The sequence below is a fragment of the Arthrobacter sp. B055-34 genome (assembly GCF_059090425.1).
Window position 1 is genome coordinate 258,011 of record NZ_JBNHFQ010000003.1, and the last position, 17,124, is coordinate 275,134.

At 63.1% G+C, this 17,124-nt stretch carries 12 protein-coding genes; 11 read left to right on the forward strand and 1 reads right to left on the reverse strand.

Annotated features, from left to right (window positions below; genetic code table 11):
• Window positions 1-191: 191 nt before the first annotated feature.
• Window positions 192-902 (reverse strand): NUDIX hydrolase, encoded by a 711-nt coding sequence (locus AC5RWO_RS07110; protein WP_498730479.1) that lies wholly within the window; start codon window positions 900-902, stop codon window positions 192-194.
• Window positions 903-1,037: 135 nt separating this feature from the next.
• Here AC5RWO_RS07110 and AC5RWO_RS07115 point away from each other — a divergent pair, with 135 nt between their 5' ends.
• The 11 genes from AC5RWO_RS07115 to AC5RWO_RS07165 all read left to right on the forward strand — a co-directional run bounded on the left by AC5RWO_RS07115 (window position 1,038) and on the right by AC5RWO_RS07165 (window position 16,913).
• Window positions 1,038-1,925 (forward strand): ARPP-1 family domain-containing protein, encoded by an 888-nt coding sequence (locus AC5RWO_RS07115; protein ID WP_498730481.1) that lies wholly within the window; start codon window positions 1,038-1,040, stop codon window positions 1,923-1,925.
• Window positions 1,926-1,987: 62 nt separating this feature from the next.
• Window positions 1,988-3,481: an ADP-ribosylglycohydrolase family protein gene (locus AC5RWO_RS07120; RefSeq protein ID WP_498730482.1), complete on the forward strand. Its 1,494-nt coding sequence runs from the start codon at window positions 1,988-1,990 to the stop codon at window positions 3,479-3,481.
• Between the two features lie 167 nt (window positions 3,482-3,648).
• Window positions 3,649-3,912: a hypothetical protein gene (locus tag AC5RWO_RS07125; RefSeq protein ID WP_498730484.1), complete on the forward strand. Its 264-nt coding sequence runs from the start codon at window positions 3,649-3,651 to the stop codon at window positions 3,910-3,912.
• A gap of 264 nt (window positions 3,913-4,176) precedes the next feature.
• On the forward strand, window positions 4,177-4,887 hold the full coding sequence (locus AC5RWO_RS07130) for a ribonuclease HI (protein WP_498730485.1): 711 nt from the start codon (window positions 4,177-4,179) through the stop codon (window positions 4,885-4,887).
• Between the two features lie 133 nt (window positions 4,888-5,020).
• Window positions 5,021-6,136 (forward strand): sigma factor-like helix-turn-helix DNA-binding protein, encoded by a 1,116-nt coding sequence (locus AC5RWO_RS07135; protein ID WP_498730487.1) that lies wholly within the window; start codon window positions 5,021-5,023, stop codon window positions 6,134-6,136.
• Between the two features lie 520 nt (window positions 6,137-6,656).
• Window positions 6,657-7,748, forward strand: a complete 1,092-nt coding sequence (locus AC5RWO_RS07140; RefSeq protein WP_498730489.1) for a hypothetical protein — start codon at window positions 6,657-6,659, stop codon at window positions 7,746-7,748.
• Between the two features lie 227 nt (window positions 7,749-7,975).
• Window positions 7,976-10,477: a beta-glucosidase family protein gene (locus tag AC5RWO_RS07145; RefSeq protein ID WP_498730491.1), complete on the forward strand. Its 2,502-nt coding sequence runs from the start codon at window positions 7,976-7,978 to the stop codon at window positions 10,475-10,477.
• 119 nt (window positions 10,478-10,596) lie between these two features.
• Window positions 10,597-12,201 carry an alpha/beta hydrolase domain-containing protein gene (locus AC5RWO_RS07150; protein ID WP_498730493.1) on the forward strand — a complete coding sequence of 535 codons (1,605 nt, stop codon included), beginning with the start codon at window positions 10,597-10,599 and terminating at the stop codon, window positions 12,199-12,201.
• 414 nt (window positions 12,202-12,615) lie between these two features.
• Entirely contained in the window at window positions 12,616-13,248 is a 633-nt protein-coding gene (locus tag AC5RWO_RS07155) for a DUF4352 domain-containing protein (protein WP_498730495.1), read from the forward strand.
• A gap of 340 nt (window positions 13,249-13,588) precedes the next feature.
• Window positions 13,589-14,338, forward strand: a complete 750-nt coding sequence (locus AC5RWO_RS07160; RefSeq protein WP_498730496.1) for a peptidoglycan-binding protein — start codon at window positions 13,589-13,591, stop codon at window positions 14,336-14,338.
• A 13-nt stretch (window positions 14,339-14,351) separates the two neighbouring features.
• On the forward strand, window positions 14,352-16,913 hold the full coding sequence (locus AC5RWO_RS07165) for a hypothetical protein (RefSeq protein ID WP_498730498.1): 2,562 nt from the start codon (window positions 14,352-14,354) through the stop codon (window positions 16,911-16,913).
• The last annotated feature ends 211 nt before the right edge of the window (window positions 16,914-17,124 follow it).

Sequence of the window (17,124 nt, forward strand, 5' to 3'; positions counted from 1 at the left end):
CAGCCGCAGACGTAGGCTCAAACCTGTAGACGGAGGCTCGCTGCAAGGAAGCTCGTTCCTGCGTTCGTTGAGGAGGAGGCTCGCACCGCTTCCCAATTGCCAGTTTGGTAGAAACGGGGGATGCGGCGCCAGTTGCTGTTGGTTATTCAAAGGTAGACCTTCGCTGCGCCGCTGCCCTCCCAGCCCATCTGCTACGGCAAATGGGGGTTCCCCATCCCCGTGTATTTCCATGCATCCGGCCGAGGCCCGCTCCTAAACGGCCGGAATAGGCGCGAGGGTCGGCCTCTGGCGCCGTCGGTCATTGCACCAGTGGGAACGAGTTTCGGCTCCATCAACCGGCGGAAGGTGTCGCGCATGAGCTTCTCTCCCATGACGGCCTCGTGCAGCATGCGCAAGTCGCGCAGAGTGAAGGCACCGGTGAGCAGGCCGCCTGGATCCGGTTCAGCGACGTAGGCATTGCGGGTCTGCTCCACTGCTTTGGCGACGATGGCCGGGTGGTCGTAGGGCAGGTTAGGGATGTGGCCGCCCAGGGGCAAGAGCTTGCCGCCACTACCCTTGAGCGCTGGCTCCAGGTCTTTCATTGGAACGACGTCGACGTGCGCGACGGAGAGGACCCAGCCTCGAGGATCCCGGTTTGGATCGTCGAATACCTGCAGCTGCTGCGGACGGCGCCCGGACACATGCGCCTTCTCGCGCAGGGAGCGGAGCACGGCATCGGCTAACCGCTCCCCCTCGTGCAAGAAAGTGCCGGGCAGGGCCCACTCATGGCCAGGCACCTTGTCGTGTGCGACCACCACGACGCAGAGCTCGCCGCCGGAAACTGTCAGTACCGCGGTGTCTACTGCTATGGAAGGGCGAGGATAGTCGTTTAGGCTCTTGCCGGCACCGTAAGTTTTAGCCACAGAACTCATTAAACGCAGGGTTGCGCTAATTCTCAAACTGCTCTATCTTGAGATTAAGCGCGAAGATGCGCAAAAGATTAGCCGCCGGATCGACCCCTCCTGTTGAAGGGCACCGGCGGCAGATTGGGGGGAATCATGAAGATCAGCACTTTGCACATCGGGGCCGGCAGGAAGCTCGGCCCGCTCACTCTCTTCCCGATCTGGACCGAAGGCCGGGGCGCCGTCGGTCTGACGACCGGGGCGGCCGCGAACCTCCAGATCACTGAGCTTGCCTCCGGTGCGCAGGTTTCCAAACTGACCGTCACCAACAGGGATACCAAGCCCGTTCTGCTGCTCGAGGGCGAACTGCTGGAGGGCGGCCACCAGCACAGGGTCTGTGCCCACGACGTGATCCTGGCGCCGGGTGAAACCCGCGACGTCGAAACGTACTGCGTGGAGCAGGGCCGCTGGGGCGGGGCTTCCGCACACGGCCGATCCGCACGCCGGGCACCGCTGAACGTCCGGGCGGAGTTGAACCGCGAAACCCGCGGGCCTGAAACGCAGGGCAGGGTGTGGGCGCGGATCGCCCGTTACCAGGGCCTGCACACTGTCTCCGGTTCCGGCTCACTTGTTGACCATCTAGACGCCTGTACCCGTCACGCAGGTCTTGACCTTGCCAAGCTGCCGCGGCCGGTCGAAGGCCAGCGCGGCGTCGTCGTTGGTTTTGACGGCAAGGCCCTCATGCTGGAGCTTTTCGGGAGCCACAGGCTGTTTCTGCAGCACTATCGGCCGCTGGTGGAGGCTGCGTGGCTCGACATCCAGGTGTTCGCCGGCAACGTGCCTAGCATCAAGACGCCGACACAATCCGCCCGCGATCTCGCAGTTCGGTTGACGGAGATGGGAGCCCGGCTGGACGGCTCGGCGATCACCACCGGTGACGGCAGGGTCACCGCCAGCGGCATCGCCTGGGCACCGCCAAAGCGGCTGCCGGCGCTGGCACACTTGAGCAGCTGGGACACGCACCACCCGATGATGGCGATCTAACCGCCGCTGCTCCACCTCATCCGCAACACTTGACCTCATCACTTAGCGCCCTTGGAGGCCCCATGAACCTTAACTCTTTGCAGAATGACCGCGCCGCTGGCGTTCTGGTCACCCTTGCCGCTGGCGACGCCCTGGGCGCCAGCTACGAATTCGGCCCCGCGCTGCCGGACACCGCCGACGTCAGCATGAAGGGCGGCGGACCGTTCGGCTTCGCCCCCTCCGAGTGGACGGACGATACGTCCATGGCGATCGTCATCGCCGAATCCCTGCTGGAAGCCGCCGGCGAGGGCCGCGGCTTGGACGAGCGTGCCAAGAGCGCCATGGCGCAGGCATGGTCGGAGTGGGCGCGCGATGCGAAGGATGTGGGCGTGCAGACCAGCTCGGTGCTGGTTCGGGCCCGGAGTGCGGCCGCCGCCGAGGGTCGCAGCGTTATCACCGCGGCCGACGTCTACGCTGCCTCCGAGCAGGTGCACCGCTCCTCCGGCCGCTCCGGCGGCAACGGCTCCCTCATGCGCACCGCTCCCCTGGCGCTTGCCTTCCTCGGCCGGCCCGAGCGGGAGCTGTTCGACGCCGCGATAGAAGTCAGCGCACTGACACACTTCGATCCGGAGGCCGGTGAAGCCTGTGCCCTCTGGTGCCTGGCCATCCGCCGGGCCGTCCTCACCGGCGAGCTGGACATCCGGGCGGGCATGGACCTCCTGCCCGCCGCCCGGGCAGCCTTGTGGCTGGAGCGGATCGAAACCGCCGAACGCAGCAGGCCGCGCGACTTCGCCCGCAACGGCTGGGTAGTCGAAGCTTTCCAGGGTGCATGGTCCGCAATTACGACGACGGCGGACGCGGCTTCCGGCCCGACCCACCTTCGTGCCGCGCTTGAGTCCGCGGTCCGCGGCGGGAACGATACCGACACCGTTTCGGCGATTGCCGGCGGACTGCTCGGTGCCGCTTATGGCTTCACTGCAGTCCCGTTCGAGTGGCGGCGGAAGCTGCACGGCTGGCCAGAGTACAAAGCGCGGGATCTTCAGCGGTTGGCCCTGCAACTGACCCGCGGCGAGGGCCGGACAGAAGGCCGCTGGCCGGACCTGCCCGTTTTCGACAACTCGGCGTTCATCAGTGCTTCCAGGACCGACGTCGTTGCCCACCCGCTCGATGCCGATGTGCTCCTGGGCGGAGCCCCGGCACTCTGCCGCAGCGACTACGACGCCGTCGTCTCCCTCTCGAGGGTCGGCACCGCCGAAACCCATGTAGATCTGGCCGACCACGCCTCCTTCTGGATATTAGACGAAGCGGCGGCTGACGCTAACGCCCACCTGGAGTTCGTGCTCCGGGAGGCCGCCGCCGTCGTCGCTCTCTTCCGCTCCGAAGGCAAGCGCGTGCTGCTGCACTGCGTCCGGATGGAAAGCCGCACTCCCACGGTCGCGGCGCTATACGGCTCCCTGATTACAGGCATGACTCCTGAGCAGGCACTTGAGAAGGTCCGGGAGGTACTTCCCCACGCCACCCCGAACCCCGGCTTCCGTCGGCTGCTGCGCCGCCTCTCGCAGGAAGCGGAGCTGTAAGCAGCCGGATCCTTGGCTCACGCGAAGGGTGGGATCTTCGCGAAAGCCTCCCTCGCCGTCGTACGCAGACTGGTCGCTCCTAGAGTGTCAGTGGCAGGCCCTAGTGTGAATTCATGGGGGCAGGCATCAGCTGCCACGTCAGAACGACGGACATTCTTGGGGGAATGATGAGCGACGGCTATGCAATTTTCGACACGGGCAATGACCAGCGCAAACCTGTACGGCTGCTGCTGGGAGAGGCCAAGAAACTTGAAATTATTCACGGCCTGCGGCGTGCTGGGATTCGTTCCACAGAGGCCTCGCTGGCCTTCCTGACGCGGACTACCGGCCGTGCCGTCGCCGATCTGACAGAGGTCTATGACGTCGAAGGCGCCAAGATCCTGAGGGAGCTCAGCAAGCTCAGCCGACCGCAGATATCCCAGCGCATCTAAGAAAGGGAGAAATACCGCCAAACCAACTACCAGGCCAGGGAGGTCGCCATGCAGTTTCCAGTACCCGTTCCACCAGTCCGCCGATTCATTTGTGCTGCGGACGAAGTATCCGTCCGCAGCGGAGTCTCCGTTCACGTTAGATACCAACACGGTCGCTACATCTGGGCCGCGGTTCGGACACAGGGTGAGCATGTCCTTGGCGTTCGTTCCGCCGCTATGGAGCCGACTGCCTGTGGTGCTAATCGAGGAACACTGCTCAGTGAAATGCACGACGCCGTGCGCCATCTGAGCAGCTCCGAACAAGTAGACGTCTTCTGCACAAGCGAGGACACGGCCGAGTCCCTGCGCCGGCTGGGGCTGGCAGTGTCTGCCTTCTATCCGCCTGTTCCTGCCATCACGGCTCTGGACGATGCCGCGCGTTCCTGCATAGATACGATGTTCTCCGCCGTCGAAATTGGCACGGATGCATCTCGGGGCAGGGGCTCCCGCTGGGTAGGCCACGGCTGGGTCCTGACGTTCGCAGGAAGCGTCGCGCCTGTCCTCGGACACAAGGCCGTGGACGTCGGCAATGTCCTCGAAGGCGAACTGCGCGCGATTCGTTTCGCTCTCCTTGCTGCCCGGAATGCTTATACGGGTGCACTTGACGGCCGAAGCGCCGTCACCGTCAGCACGGATAGCCAGTTGGCACTGCGCATGCTCGTGCAGCCAGGTTTCCAACCGCCGTCGTCAAACGGCCGCTGTGCGAGTGAAGTGCTGCGTATCCGAGAGTTGACCAAGCACGCGGACGTACATTTCCGCTGGGTCAAAGGGCATCCGGGCGACCCGTTGAACACCTTCGCTGACAGGATGGCCGTGCTCGCCCGGCGGTGCCGGGAAGCCGGATTGTCTCCGGAAGAAACAGGCCGCCTGGCTGCTGCAGTGCGCGAAGAAGCAGAGGGGCAGTTGCTCGGTTCACACTTGGCACTTGCCGCATAATCTCGCCGTACCGCGACCAACGCGCGCTTCGCCGCTGAATGGTGTCAGTGCCGGCCCATAGACCTTTTCCATTAGAACGTACCGGCGTAGCTGGCCAACGTTCCTGCCCTTGTTACCTATCTGAGGAGACTGAATGACTCTAACCCTCCCGCCGGCCACCGCCGGCGCTGCCGGGATCAGCCCGGTCGGTGCTGCCGCTCCACGGCAGCCGCTCACGCAAGACCAGCGCAACGCCATCTGGGTGCAGCGTTACATCGACGGCGAAACGCTGGAAGCCATTGGCTCCGACTATGGGGTCACGCGCGAACGCGTCCGCCAAATTGTTACTAGGATCGGCGGCAGCCTCGCGCAGGACTCGCGACAGAAGCGTCTGGAAGCCAGGCAGGCCCAGATGCAGGCGACAGCTAACGCTTTCATGGCGCAATACGGCGACGCAGCCCGGCGTATCGCGGCCCAGGGGTACACCAAGGCGCAGACCGTTGCCCGACTGAAGTTCGTGTTCCTGGCGATGGACGTAGTGCTTGCGGATACTGTCCTCCGCGGCTCCGACATTGTTTTCGGCCATGGGGCTCAGAACATCTTCTCCGACGCAGTCATCAAAGCAGGGATCTACTACCTTGTTGGCGCCGAGCTGGGGCTTGCACCGGATCCCGACTACACCGCTGTGAACGTGGATCTGGAGCTGATGGAGGAACTCGCGGGAATCCTCAAGTCAGGAACGGCCAACGACGACGACGTCGCGACCATCCTCGGCATCATCGGTGCTGCCCACCGCTACATCGCCGAACATCCGGACACCACCATCACCGGGGCACGCTACCAAGAGCTTCGCGACGAACTGGTTCCCGCGCTGGGCTGGGAATCCCGGAAAGGATCCAGCCCGTGGCCGCCCACGCGGCAGACTCTCATGGGCCGTTACAAGTACTGGAACGCCGCCCTGGCATCACTCGGACTGGCGACCACTACTCAAGGACGTACACCCGGCCTCGTCAAGTTCTCCGAGGCAGAATACCAGGACGCTATCGATGCCTTTGTCCAGGAAATGAAGCGGCTAAAGCTCCACCCAAGCGTCGAGCGCTACACCGAGTGGGTCATGGCAGCCGAAGCCGCAGGCGAACCGCGACCCTCCGGGTCCTCGGTCCGCAACTTCTTCGGTGGCTGGTCTGCGGCTGTGCGTGCTGCCGAGATGGAGTTGCCCGCCAGCAGTCAGGATGAAAAGGAGGAGGAGCTCGCATGCATCGCGATCTAAGAGATTCCCCGGAATGGCCGCTCCTGGTAGAGCTCCACCATCAGGGTGCTCCTCTGGACAAAGTCTCCGAGCTTGTGGGCTTTTCGCAGGAGGAAATCGTTAGGGCATTCGGCGGCTGGACCGGCGTCGAGAGGACACGGCCGAAGATGGCTAAGGATGGCACCACAACTTGTCCCAAGTGTGGGCATGAAGCCTGGCCCGTCCGTTATGGCATGTGGATACCCGAAAGGGATAAGCCGGCGCCGAAAGCCATCATGGCCGGCTGCGTCATCGAGCCAGACGCTCCTCAATGGTCCTGTCGGAACGAAGACTGCGGCTATGAATGGCGGGTGGCTCAAGAGAGCTCGGGCTGAACTGTTGCTCCTATCAGCAAGCAAAAATGTTAGTGGCAGCTGGAACTATCGATGTCTTCTGGCCTGCGCAATGATCCTGGAAATCAACCTTTCTGCAACCCAAGAACAGAAAATGGTTTCTATCGGAGGCAGCAGGGTGCATCTGTCCACGTTTGGAAGGGGATCCCGTGGGAGACATACTCATCAAGCAGAAAGACGGTTCATGGCGGGCGCCACGCGACAAGGGCTACGCACTCGAGTCGGAGCTCCAGCACGTCCTCGCGGAACATCCTGCACTTATTCCCGGAGTAGGACCGGATGCTATGGCATGTCGCGAATTCCAAACGGAGGGTGGCCCCGCTGATGTTGTTGTTCTGGACGTGAACGGCGAGCTGACCATCGTGGAGTGCAAGCTGGCCTCCAATCCACAGATCCGCCGCGAGATTGTTGGTCAGCTCTTCGACTACGCGTCCTGCTTCTGGAAGATGGATATTGTCGATTTCATCGATTCTTGGAATAAGCGAGCGGACAACGTCGAGGCCCTGGATCGCCTAGCGCAGTTCGAGTCATGGCGGAGTCGCCTTGCGCTAAATCTCGATGAGGGCCGATTCCGGCTAGTGCTCGCCGTTGATCGCATCAATCCACCTCTGAAGCGCATTATCGAATATCTCAACAGAATGTCTGGCCCCGCCACGTCGATCATCGCGGTGGCCTACGCCAGACTAGCCCAAGGCGATCTTGAACTCCTCGTGCCGCAGATTTACGGGCAAGAAATCGCTGAGGCCAAACTACACGAGGCTGCCAAGAGCCGAACCTTGTGGGACTTTGACACCTACCGCTCGTGGGCCCTAACGAATGATCAGGCATCAGTGCCGAATTTTGAGTTCCTCGTGAACGAAGGCGAAGCCAGAGGAATGAACTTCTTAGGCTCTCAAGCTACCCTGCCCTCTGGTGGCTTCGCCATCTTGTCGCCCGATGGTCGCCAACTCGGTCGGCTCTCTGTCTACTACTACAGCGGCATGGGCACCTCGTTGGAACTCGACTTCTCCAGAATTCCCCGGATTCCGGAAGAACAGCGGCCGAAAGACAACGCGCTGGCGAATTTCCTGCAGGAGATTGAAACGATTCCAGAATTCCGACAAAACGCTGAGGTTATGCGGGCAAGCAGCTTCACCAGCAGGAAACCGAATGTTCCTCTTCCGCATGTCACAAGAGAATCGCTCACGAAGTTGCTGGATGCACTTACCACTTTGTCGAGCGATCCAGCAGGAGCAAAATAGGGGCCGTTCCGGAGGCTGCACAGGATTCTCTTAGCACGAGTATCCGCGGCGCGGCCGGATTCAGGGCAACAAACGGCAACCAGTTGTTACTGCATGGTCTGCCGGGTGAGTCTGTCCAGTGACGCCCGGGCGCCTGCAGCAGACTCGCCGCTGCATAGGCATCCGCGGCTGTTGGGGGCGTGGCTCCCCCGCGCCCTCGTCCTCTGATAGGTCGAAGGAGACCACATATGACAGGCCGCTCCCGCAGACGCGGGCTCATAGGGCTGGCCGCGGCCGTGCCGCTGGCTCTCGCCGCAGCCGGCATCGCCGTCGCTGATCCGGCCACAACAGGCAGTCCCGAGGTGGCTGCCGCTGACCTCCCCTGGATGGACACCACGCTGGCGCCCGAGGAGCGCTCATCCCTGCTGCTTGAAGCGATGACTCTTGAGCAGAAGCAGCAGCAGTTGACCGGCGCGCATCCGGAGATCCTCCCTGACTTGCCCGAATGTTATGGCGCGCGCCATGTCACCGGGATTGCGGAACTGGCCATCCCGACGCTGCGCATCACCAACGGTCCGGTGGGCGTGGGCCAGAACGACTGCGTCGATCCGGCGCTGGCCGACGATCCGAACGCCTCACCGTACGCCGCCTACACCGATCCCTCGTCCGCCAAGGCCACCGCGTTGCCGTCCGGCACCTCGGTAGCGGCGTCGTTCGATCCGGGTGTCGCCTCCATGTTCGGTGACGTGATCGGTACCGAGATGAACAACCTTGGCCTGCATGTGTTCGAAGCACCGGGCATGAACATGGCCCGCCTGCCGGTCCTGGGCCGCAACTTCGAGTACTTCGGCGAGGATCCCTACCTCACCGGCACGATGGGTGTTGCGGAGACGAAGGCAGTGCAGGACCAGGGCCTGATCGCGATGGCGAAGCACCTCGTTGCCAACGAGCAGGAAACCAACCGGATGACGATCCAGGAGACCGTCGACGAACGTACGCTGCACGAGATGTACCTGCTCCCGTTCGAAATGGCCGTCAAGGACGGCGATGTCGCCTCCGTGATGTGTGCGTACAACTACGTCAACGGCGTCTCGTCGTGCGAGAACGACTACATCCTGAACGATGTGTTGCGTGACCAGTGGGGTTTCAAGGGCTACGTCCAGTCCGACTTCTTCGCTACGAAGAGCACGGTGGATACGCTGCTCAACGGGCTGGATCACATGATGCCGACCCCGCAGCAGTGGGCACCGGAACTGCTGAACGCTGCGCTTGAAGCAGGCGATATCCAGGTATCCGACATCAATACCGCACTGGACCGGCGGTACACGCAGATGTTCAAGTACGGCATTTTCGACCGGCCGCTTGAGCAGACCCCGATCGACTACGGGGCCGGCGGCGAGAAGGCCCGCGAGATCGGGACCAAGGGTTCCGTGCTGCTGCAGAACAACGGCGCACTGCCGATCGACTCTGGCGTGGAGGAGATCGTGGTGATCGGCAAGGCATCGCAGGTCTACGCGCAGCAGGCCGTAGCCGGTGGTGCGATGGTCGGTAAGCCGATGGGCGCTGGTGGCGGTAGCTCCGACGTCGTTCCTGATTACACCGTCTCGCCAGTGGAGGGCATCAAGAATGTCCTGGGCAACCTCGGGAACACGAATGCGGACGTCAAGTTGATCCTCGTCGACGACGCGAACACAACCGCCACTGTTGATGGCGAGGAGATTACCTTCGATACTGCGCTGGACGAAGCGAAGAACGCTGACAGCGTAGTGATGATGGCCGGAACGATTTCCGAGGAGGGTGCCGACCGCGCAACGTTCACCGACACCACCGGCAAGGAACGGGTCGAGATCGGCAACAACCTTGACTGGTACGTGGACAAGTCGAACACCATCGCGACGGTGGATGGCGAGAATAAGGCGAAGAACAGCAACACCGTGGGCATGATCAAGGCCGTCATGGATGCCGCCCCTGCCATGGCAGAGAAGACGTCCCTGGTTCTGAAGGACAACGCCGGGGTTGCGATGGATCCCGAGCTCGTCGGCGAGTCCGGTCCCGCCATCCTGGAAGCGTGGTTCCCGGGTCAGGAAGACGGCAACATTGTGGCGGACCTGCTCTTCGGCGTTGAGAATCCTTCCGGCAAGTCCCCCGTCACCTACCCCTACGTGGGCAAGGGCTTCATGGACAGTGCTTCGACGCTGCAGTTCCCGGGCGACATCATCGACGGCAAGCAGACGGTCGAATACACCGAGAAGCTCAACATCGGCTACCGCTGGTACGACTCCAATGTCAGCGGTAACTGCGATATCGCCGAGGACGGCTCGAACTCCTGCGTGGCGTTCCCGTTTGGCCACGGCCTGTCCTACTCGGACTTCGAGACGTCCAAGCTGACCGTGACGCCGAAGGTGAACGACGGAACACATCCGATCAAGGTGCAGTTCTTCGTGGAGAACACCGGTGACGTGGCCGGCTCCGAGGTACCGCAGGTTTACCTGAGCCTGCCCGAGTCGGCGAACGAGCCGCCGAAACGGCTGGTCGGGTTTGAGAAGGTCGCGCTTGAGCCGGGCGAGAAGAAGCGCGTGGAGATCACCATCGATCCGGATGCTTCCAACCACCCGCTTTCGACCTGGGATGCAGAGGCCGACGAGTGGACCACGCCGACGGGTGAGTTTGATGTCCTGGTCGGTAACTCCTCGGGTGACCTGACGCTCGCCGACACCGTCAAGGTGCGGACGCCCGCGGGCAAGAAGTAAGCGGACACCCGCAGCAACAGTAGAAACGCCGCCGGGCCACTTTGTGGTCCGGCGGCACCACTCGCACTTAGGACAGGCGTGACGGCGATTGTGCCGCGCGCCGGAAGAAGGAGTTTGAAATGAAGATACCGGGGAATCCACGCAGCTGGCGATTGCCGATGGCGGCACTGTGCATTGGCGCCATTTCGTTCACGGTGGCGGCAGCACCGGCGTCCGCCTTTGGGCAGTCTGATCACACGCCCTCGAAAACCCGCGGCTCGACGCAGGACGCGATAGCCGAATCGCTCAGTGCGGTCCCGTCCGTCAAGGGACCCATCGCGGAGAACGCCAACAGCTACATGTTCTCCACCATGGACAAGGCAAAAGAGTCGTTCGATGTGAAGGACTACGGCTACGTGGAGAAGGAGTACTTCCTCTCCGGCACGGCCAATGTGTACAGCGACGAAAGCGGCGCCGTCGAGGTCGCTACGGAAGATGTTCCCTACACCAACCGCATCCTGGTCCGCCGGCCGGCCAACCCGCAGGACGCTTCCGGCGTGGTGCTGGTGGACATCCTCAACGCCTCCAACGGGTACGACGTGGAGGATCACTGGCGCCGGGTATGGCAGCACGCCATGGCCGAAGGCCACACCTACATCGGGATTACCTCGAAGCCGCTGAACGTGGACGCCCTCAAGAATTTCGACGCCGAGCGCTACGCGAACCTGAGCTGGAACACCGATCCGGAAGCCGCGGACCAGCGGATCGTCGCCGACCCGGACAACCCCGGCTCATTTGACCCGTTCATGGTGGTCGAGGGAGCGGAAGAAGGCCTGGCGTGGGACATCATCACGCAGGCCGGCACGCTGCTGCAGAGCGACCAGTCACGCCGCGTGCTCGGCGGGCAGGACGCCGAGACGGTGCTGCTGATGGGCCAGTCCCAGTCCGGCATCTACCTGAACACGTGGACCAGCAACTTCCATGACCTCGCCCGCGAAGCCAACGGCGGCAACATCTTCGACGGCTACCTCAACAGCGTGGGCGCGGTGCTCGAACGTCCGCTTGCGCAGGATCCCGACGGCGTGGGCGGACTCCAGTTGGTACCCGGCTCGGAGCCAGCACTGGATACGCCGTTCATCACTGTCACCTCCGAGGGCGACACATCGCTGTTCGGCACCGACGTCCTCGCCGAGAACAAGGACCTGGCCGAGAACCGCCGGCACTGGCAGGTTCCCGGCACGCCGCACACGGATGTCAACTCCCCCGTCACGCCCGCCAATGAGGAGGTCTACCGCAGCGGCCGGCTCCCCCGTCTGATGGACCAGGAGTTCATCGACGCGCTCAACCCGTACCCGCTGGAGCCAGCCATCATCGCCGCCACCGAGTCCTTGGTCGATTGGGCCAAGGACGGCGAACCGGCAGCGCCGTCGCAATGGTTCGAGATGAACGACGACGGCGAACTGGTCCGCGACGACCACGGCAACGTCACCGGCGGCGTCCGCTACGGCCTGCTGGACTACCCGCTGGCCACGTTCAACGGTGCTTCCGCGCCCGGATCGGTGTTCGGCAGCTACTCGCTCATCTCGCAGGAGGAGTTCGAGCAGACCTATGGCAGCCGCGAGGCCTATCTCGCGCTCATCGAGGATGCCAACGCCGACCAGATCGAGGCCGGCTACCTGACAGAATCCGGTGCCGCCCAGATGGTTCGCGTTGCTAATGACCTGCTGGACCGCCTCGGCGTTTGAGGTGAGGGCCTGACGTTCCACTGGTCGTAGACGCTGAAGGGACTGTGCCTGGTTTGCCCCGGGAACAGTCCCTTCAACATTTCAAGACCGGATACACAAGTCCGTCTCTGATTGCAGTTGAGACGCTGCGATGAGTTGCCGCCCAATCGCGGAGGATGGGTGTATCTCATCCATGGGCTGATCTGAGCGAAGAGGCTTTGCCCCAAACGAAGGCAAATCACATGATCTGACAGTGGCTCTATTTTCGTGGCAGAGAACTCGGTGGCTGATTCTAACGAAGCGATGACGATAGCGAACGATTACCCTCTGAAAGCCATCCGCGGTGGTAAAACGTTTAGAATTATTCGTAGCTCCTGCCCGGTACTTGTTCACCTCGGCATTGAACTCTAAGAATCAAAATCAGGGGGACCAAAAATGAAAAAATCACTGGCATGTATCGCCACGCTATTGCTCTTGACAGGCTGCGGAAGTACAGCGGGGAGCACTGATGCCCCCAGCGTCCCCCCGGCCGTGGAATCAGAAACGACCACCGCCGAAAACTCAGATACTCAGGTAGATGCTGAGGCAACGCCAGCAGAACCTGCGGGAGAAAAGTCGGAGCGGGGCAACCTAATCAAGAAGGTCGGCGAAGGTGCGGGCATCACCGACAGTGGCACAGAAGTAGCGTCTTTCGTGATTAATTCGATTACCGTCGATGGTCAGTGCACGAACGAATTTGCAGAAAAGGCAGAGAATGGACACATTCTCATTCTTGATGTTTCTGTGAAAACCGAGCCGGCTCTCGCTGACTCTGTATTTCCGTCCTTCGGTCTCAATCCATACGACTTCAAGACAATAGCGCCCAATGGTACGACCTCAAATGCGGACTTGGGCACCATGGCGACATACACCTGCCTGGACGACTCGGAGATCTTGTCTCAGGACATTGGCCCTGCCGAGCAGGCGACAGGCAAAGTTGTCCTCGACGCCGAAACGCCGGAGGGCACCCTTGTATTCAAGCCAGGCTACGCGGCTGCCGGCTGGGAATGGGAATACCCCGCCAAGTAGAAGTGCAGTTCGGAGGACCGTCCTGCACGGCAGCATGGCTTGGCAGGCGGAAACAGAAGGGACTATGCCCGGTTTGCGCCGGGTACAGTCCCTTCAACGTTTCAAGGCCGCAGTTAGTGGGTCCATGAACCGTTGCAGTAGAGGCAGTGGAATCTCTCGTGGTCTTGTGATCGAGCGCGGGGGGCCCATCAAATCCTGCCTCTGCTGCCACAATGGAAGGATTCATCAGTATGCTTCCAATAACTAGGGCTCGGGCACCTCCGGGCTGTTTGGCAGGAATCGGCATGTTTCAGCCAGTGGTTGGAACTGAAGGCGCCTTGCGCCGGAGACGGAGATTTTGATGAGCAACGAACAGGGACCCACCCCGCTGTCGCCGGAGGAACTCGAATCCCAGTCCGGTACCGCGCTGCCGGATAAGGAAGTCGCGTCCATTCTCGATCTGAATGCGGATCTCGACTTGGCGATCGATGCGGCCGCGCCGATCGATCTGGCCGTGGCGGCTAACGCCAATGTCGCGGCGCCCATCGATGCTGCTGCCTCGGCGAACATCCTCTCGGACGGATCCACCGCGCAGGCGCTGTCCGACCAGGGAGTCATCATCGACCAGGGCATTGCGGCCGATGCGACCGCCGAGTCTGCGCAGGACAGCAATATCGACCAGAGCAACGACACTGTGGGCGGCGCCGACACAACTGCGGACTCCACCGCAGGAACGGACGCCGCCGTCGGCGATTCCGCGCCCGAGCAGGAGAGCGTCAGCGGGCAGGAAACCGCTGATCCCGCACTGTTGCCGGATGGCACGGTTCCCGATGCCGGATCCGTCACGGAGGACCTTGGGTCCACGCTTGACGGGAACCTGCTCAATGTAAACGTGGACCTGGCCGCGGACGCCGACATCGCCGCCCCGATCAACGGTGCTGTGGCGGCCAACGCCAATGTTGCCGCGCCCATCGACGCCGCGGTGGCCGCCAACATCGGTTCGGTGGACAGCGAAGCTACCGCGGTGGCGCAGCAGGACGCCATCATCAACCAGCAGATCGACGGCGCAGCCGAAGCCAGCGCCGATCAGCAGTCCGATCTCGAACAATAGTCCCTGAATGAGCATGAGTCCGAGCGGGCCGCCGGTCACGGGCGGCCCGCTACCCGATGCCGGGTCCGCCGCACCCACTTCCACGGAAGTTCCGGCGCTGGCCGACGGCGTGCAACTCCTCGGACCGGCACAAGGTTCCGGCTACCGGGAGCCGCCCGCGCTGGTCCGGCGCGCAGACGGCCAGACAATCCAGCTCACTCCCCTGCTGTATGCGGTTCTGGCGGGAGTGGACGGCTCCCGCACCCCGGATCAGGTCGCTGAACACGCCAGCGCCAGGACCGGCAGGCTGATCACGGCCGGCAACGTGCAGACCCTGATTGACAAACAGCTGCTGCCGCTGGGCCTGCTGCGGCTCGCGGACGGCTCACAGCCCGAAGTTAGGAAGGCCAGCCCCCTGCTGGGCATGCGCTTCCGCTACACCGTCACCGATCCCGAGCGGACACGGAAGCTGACGGCTCCGTTCGCAACGCTGTTCCATCCGCTGATCGCGCTGCCTGTTACGGCCGCCTTCCTGGCTGCGTGCTGGTGGGTGCTCCTGGTCAAGGGCCTGGGGTCGGCGACGCATGAAGCCTTCGCCAACCCCGGGCTGCTGCTCCTGGTTTTCGCCATCACCATCCTCTCGGCCGGTCTCCACGAGTTCGGCCACGCCGCCGCGGCCCGCCGCGGCGGCGCAACCCCGGGCGCCATGGGCGTCGGCCTGTACCTGATCTGGCCTGCCTTCTACACCGACGTCACGGACTCCTACCGGCTCGGACGCGGCGGCCGGATCCGCACGGATCTGGGCGGCCTGTACTTCAACGCCATCGTCGTGGTGGGCACGATAGGCGTTTGGTGGTTCACCGGTTTCGACGCGCTGCTGCTGGTAGTGGTGACCCAGATACTGCAGATGGTGCGCCAACTGCTGCCCCTGGTCCGCTTCGACGGGTACCACATTCTCGCCGACGCAACCGGGGTTCCCGACCTGTTCCAGCGGATCAAGCCCACGTTGCTCGGGCTGCTGCCCTGGCGCTGGTCCGATCCCGAGCCCAAGCTGCTCAAGCCGTGGGCCAGAGCCGTCGTGACCGCGTGGGTCCTGGTCACGGTTCCGCTGCTCCTGTTCTGCCTGTTTCTGATGGTGGTCTCGCTTCCCCGGGTCCTGGGAACGGCCTGGGCCAGCGTCCTGGAACAACAGCGGCTGCTGGCGGAGGCCGGCTCCAACGGCGACCTTGCCGGAATGGCCGTACGGGTGCTGGCCATCACCGCCGTCGCACTTCCCATCCTCGGCTTCGCCTACATCCTGCTGCGCATGGCCCGGCAACTCGTCACCGCCGTCTGGGCGAAAACCCGTGGCCGGCCGTTTCGGCGCATGACCGCCATTAGCGCCGCGGCTGCCGTTCTCGCCGGCCTGGCTTGGGCCTGGTGGCCTGACGACGGAGCCTACCGCCCAGTGCAGCCCTATGAACGCGGAACCCTGTTCGATGCAACCGCTTCCCTCACCCCGGCTTCTTCCGCCGGACTTACCGAGGGCCGGGCAGGCCAAGCTGTCACGGCATGGCCGTCCGGTACGGACCTTCCAACCGCGGAGGATCCGCAGCTGGCCATGGTCCTCGTTCCCCGCGACAAACAGGCCGGCAACGCAGGGACCGGCCTCGCGGAAACCAGTGAAGATCAAGCGAACGACGACGATTCCGGCGCCACCGTTGTTGAACCTGCCGCCGCAGATACGCCCCCGGCCTGGGTCTTCCCCTTCGACAGGCCTCTTGCCCCAGAGGAAGACGGAAACCAGGCCCTTGCCGTGAACACCGAGGACGGGTCCGTTGTTTACGACGTCGCCTTCGCCCTTGTCTGGGCCGAAGACGGGCCGGTGGATACCACCAACGAGGCCTACGCCTTTGCGTCCTGCCGCGACTGCACTGCCGTCGCCGTCGGATTCCAAGTTGTCCTGGTCCTGGGTCAGGCCGACGTTGTGGTTCCGCAGAACCTGTCGGCAGCCGTCAACTACAACTGCGTCGAATGCCTCACCTACGCCCTGGCCAGCCAGCTTGTCCTCACCCTCGACGGCCCGTTAAGCGATGCAGGCATGGATGAGCTCGCGGCACTGTGGGAGGAGATAGCCGCCTATGGCCGCTCGCTCGAGGACGTTCCTCTGGACGAGATCCACGGCCGCCTGAACGACTACAAGGCGCGCATTCTCGGCATCATCGAAAAGGACGTTGCCACCAGCGGCGGGAGCAGCAGCACCGAAACCGAATCCGATGCTGATCCGGACGTGGACTCAGATACCCAGCCCGCGCAGGAGCAGGACACGGACGGGGAGCCTCGACCGGCTCCGGTATCCACTACTGTGGCGCCGGAGCCCGATACCTCCGATCCGGAACCCTCACCGGGTGCAACGTCTCCGGCAAACCCCGGCAGCGATGCCCAGCCAGCTCCCGTTCAGGAACCTCCCGGCGAGCCGGAGCCCGGAACGGCTACTCCTCCCCCGGCGCCGATAACCACCAGCACACCGCAGCCCGCTCCGGCACCGGCTCCGGAACAGGGGCCTGCGCCTGCCCCCGCTCCAACTGATGAACCGGCGTCGGCACCGACTGGATAAGGCTCCCCCAACCCCGGCAGATCGCGGCCGGCTACCTGACGGAATCCTGTGCTGCACAGATGATGCGAGTGGCCAACGGCCTGCTGGACCGAATTGGAGTCTGAGGTTCGGCCTTCCCCAGGGTTCCCACCTGTTACTGGCCTTTCAGTCCCTTGATATCGTGACTCATCACAACACTGGCGCCCCCTGGTTGCCTTTCCTGAGGTGATAG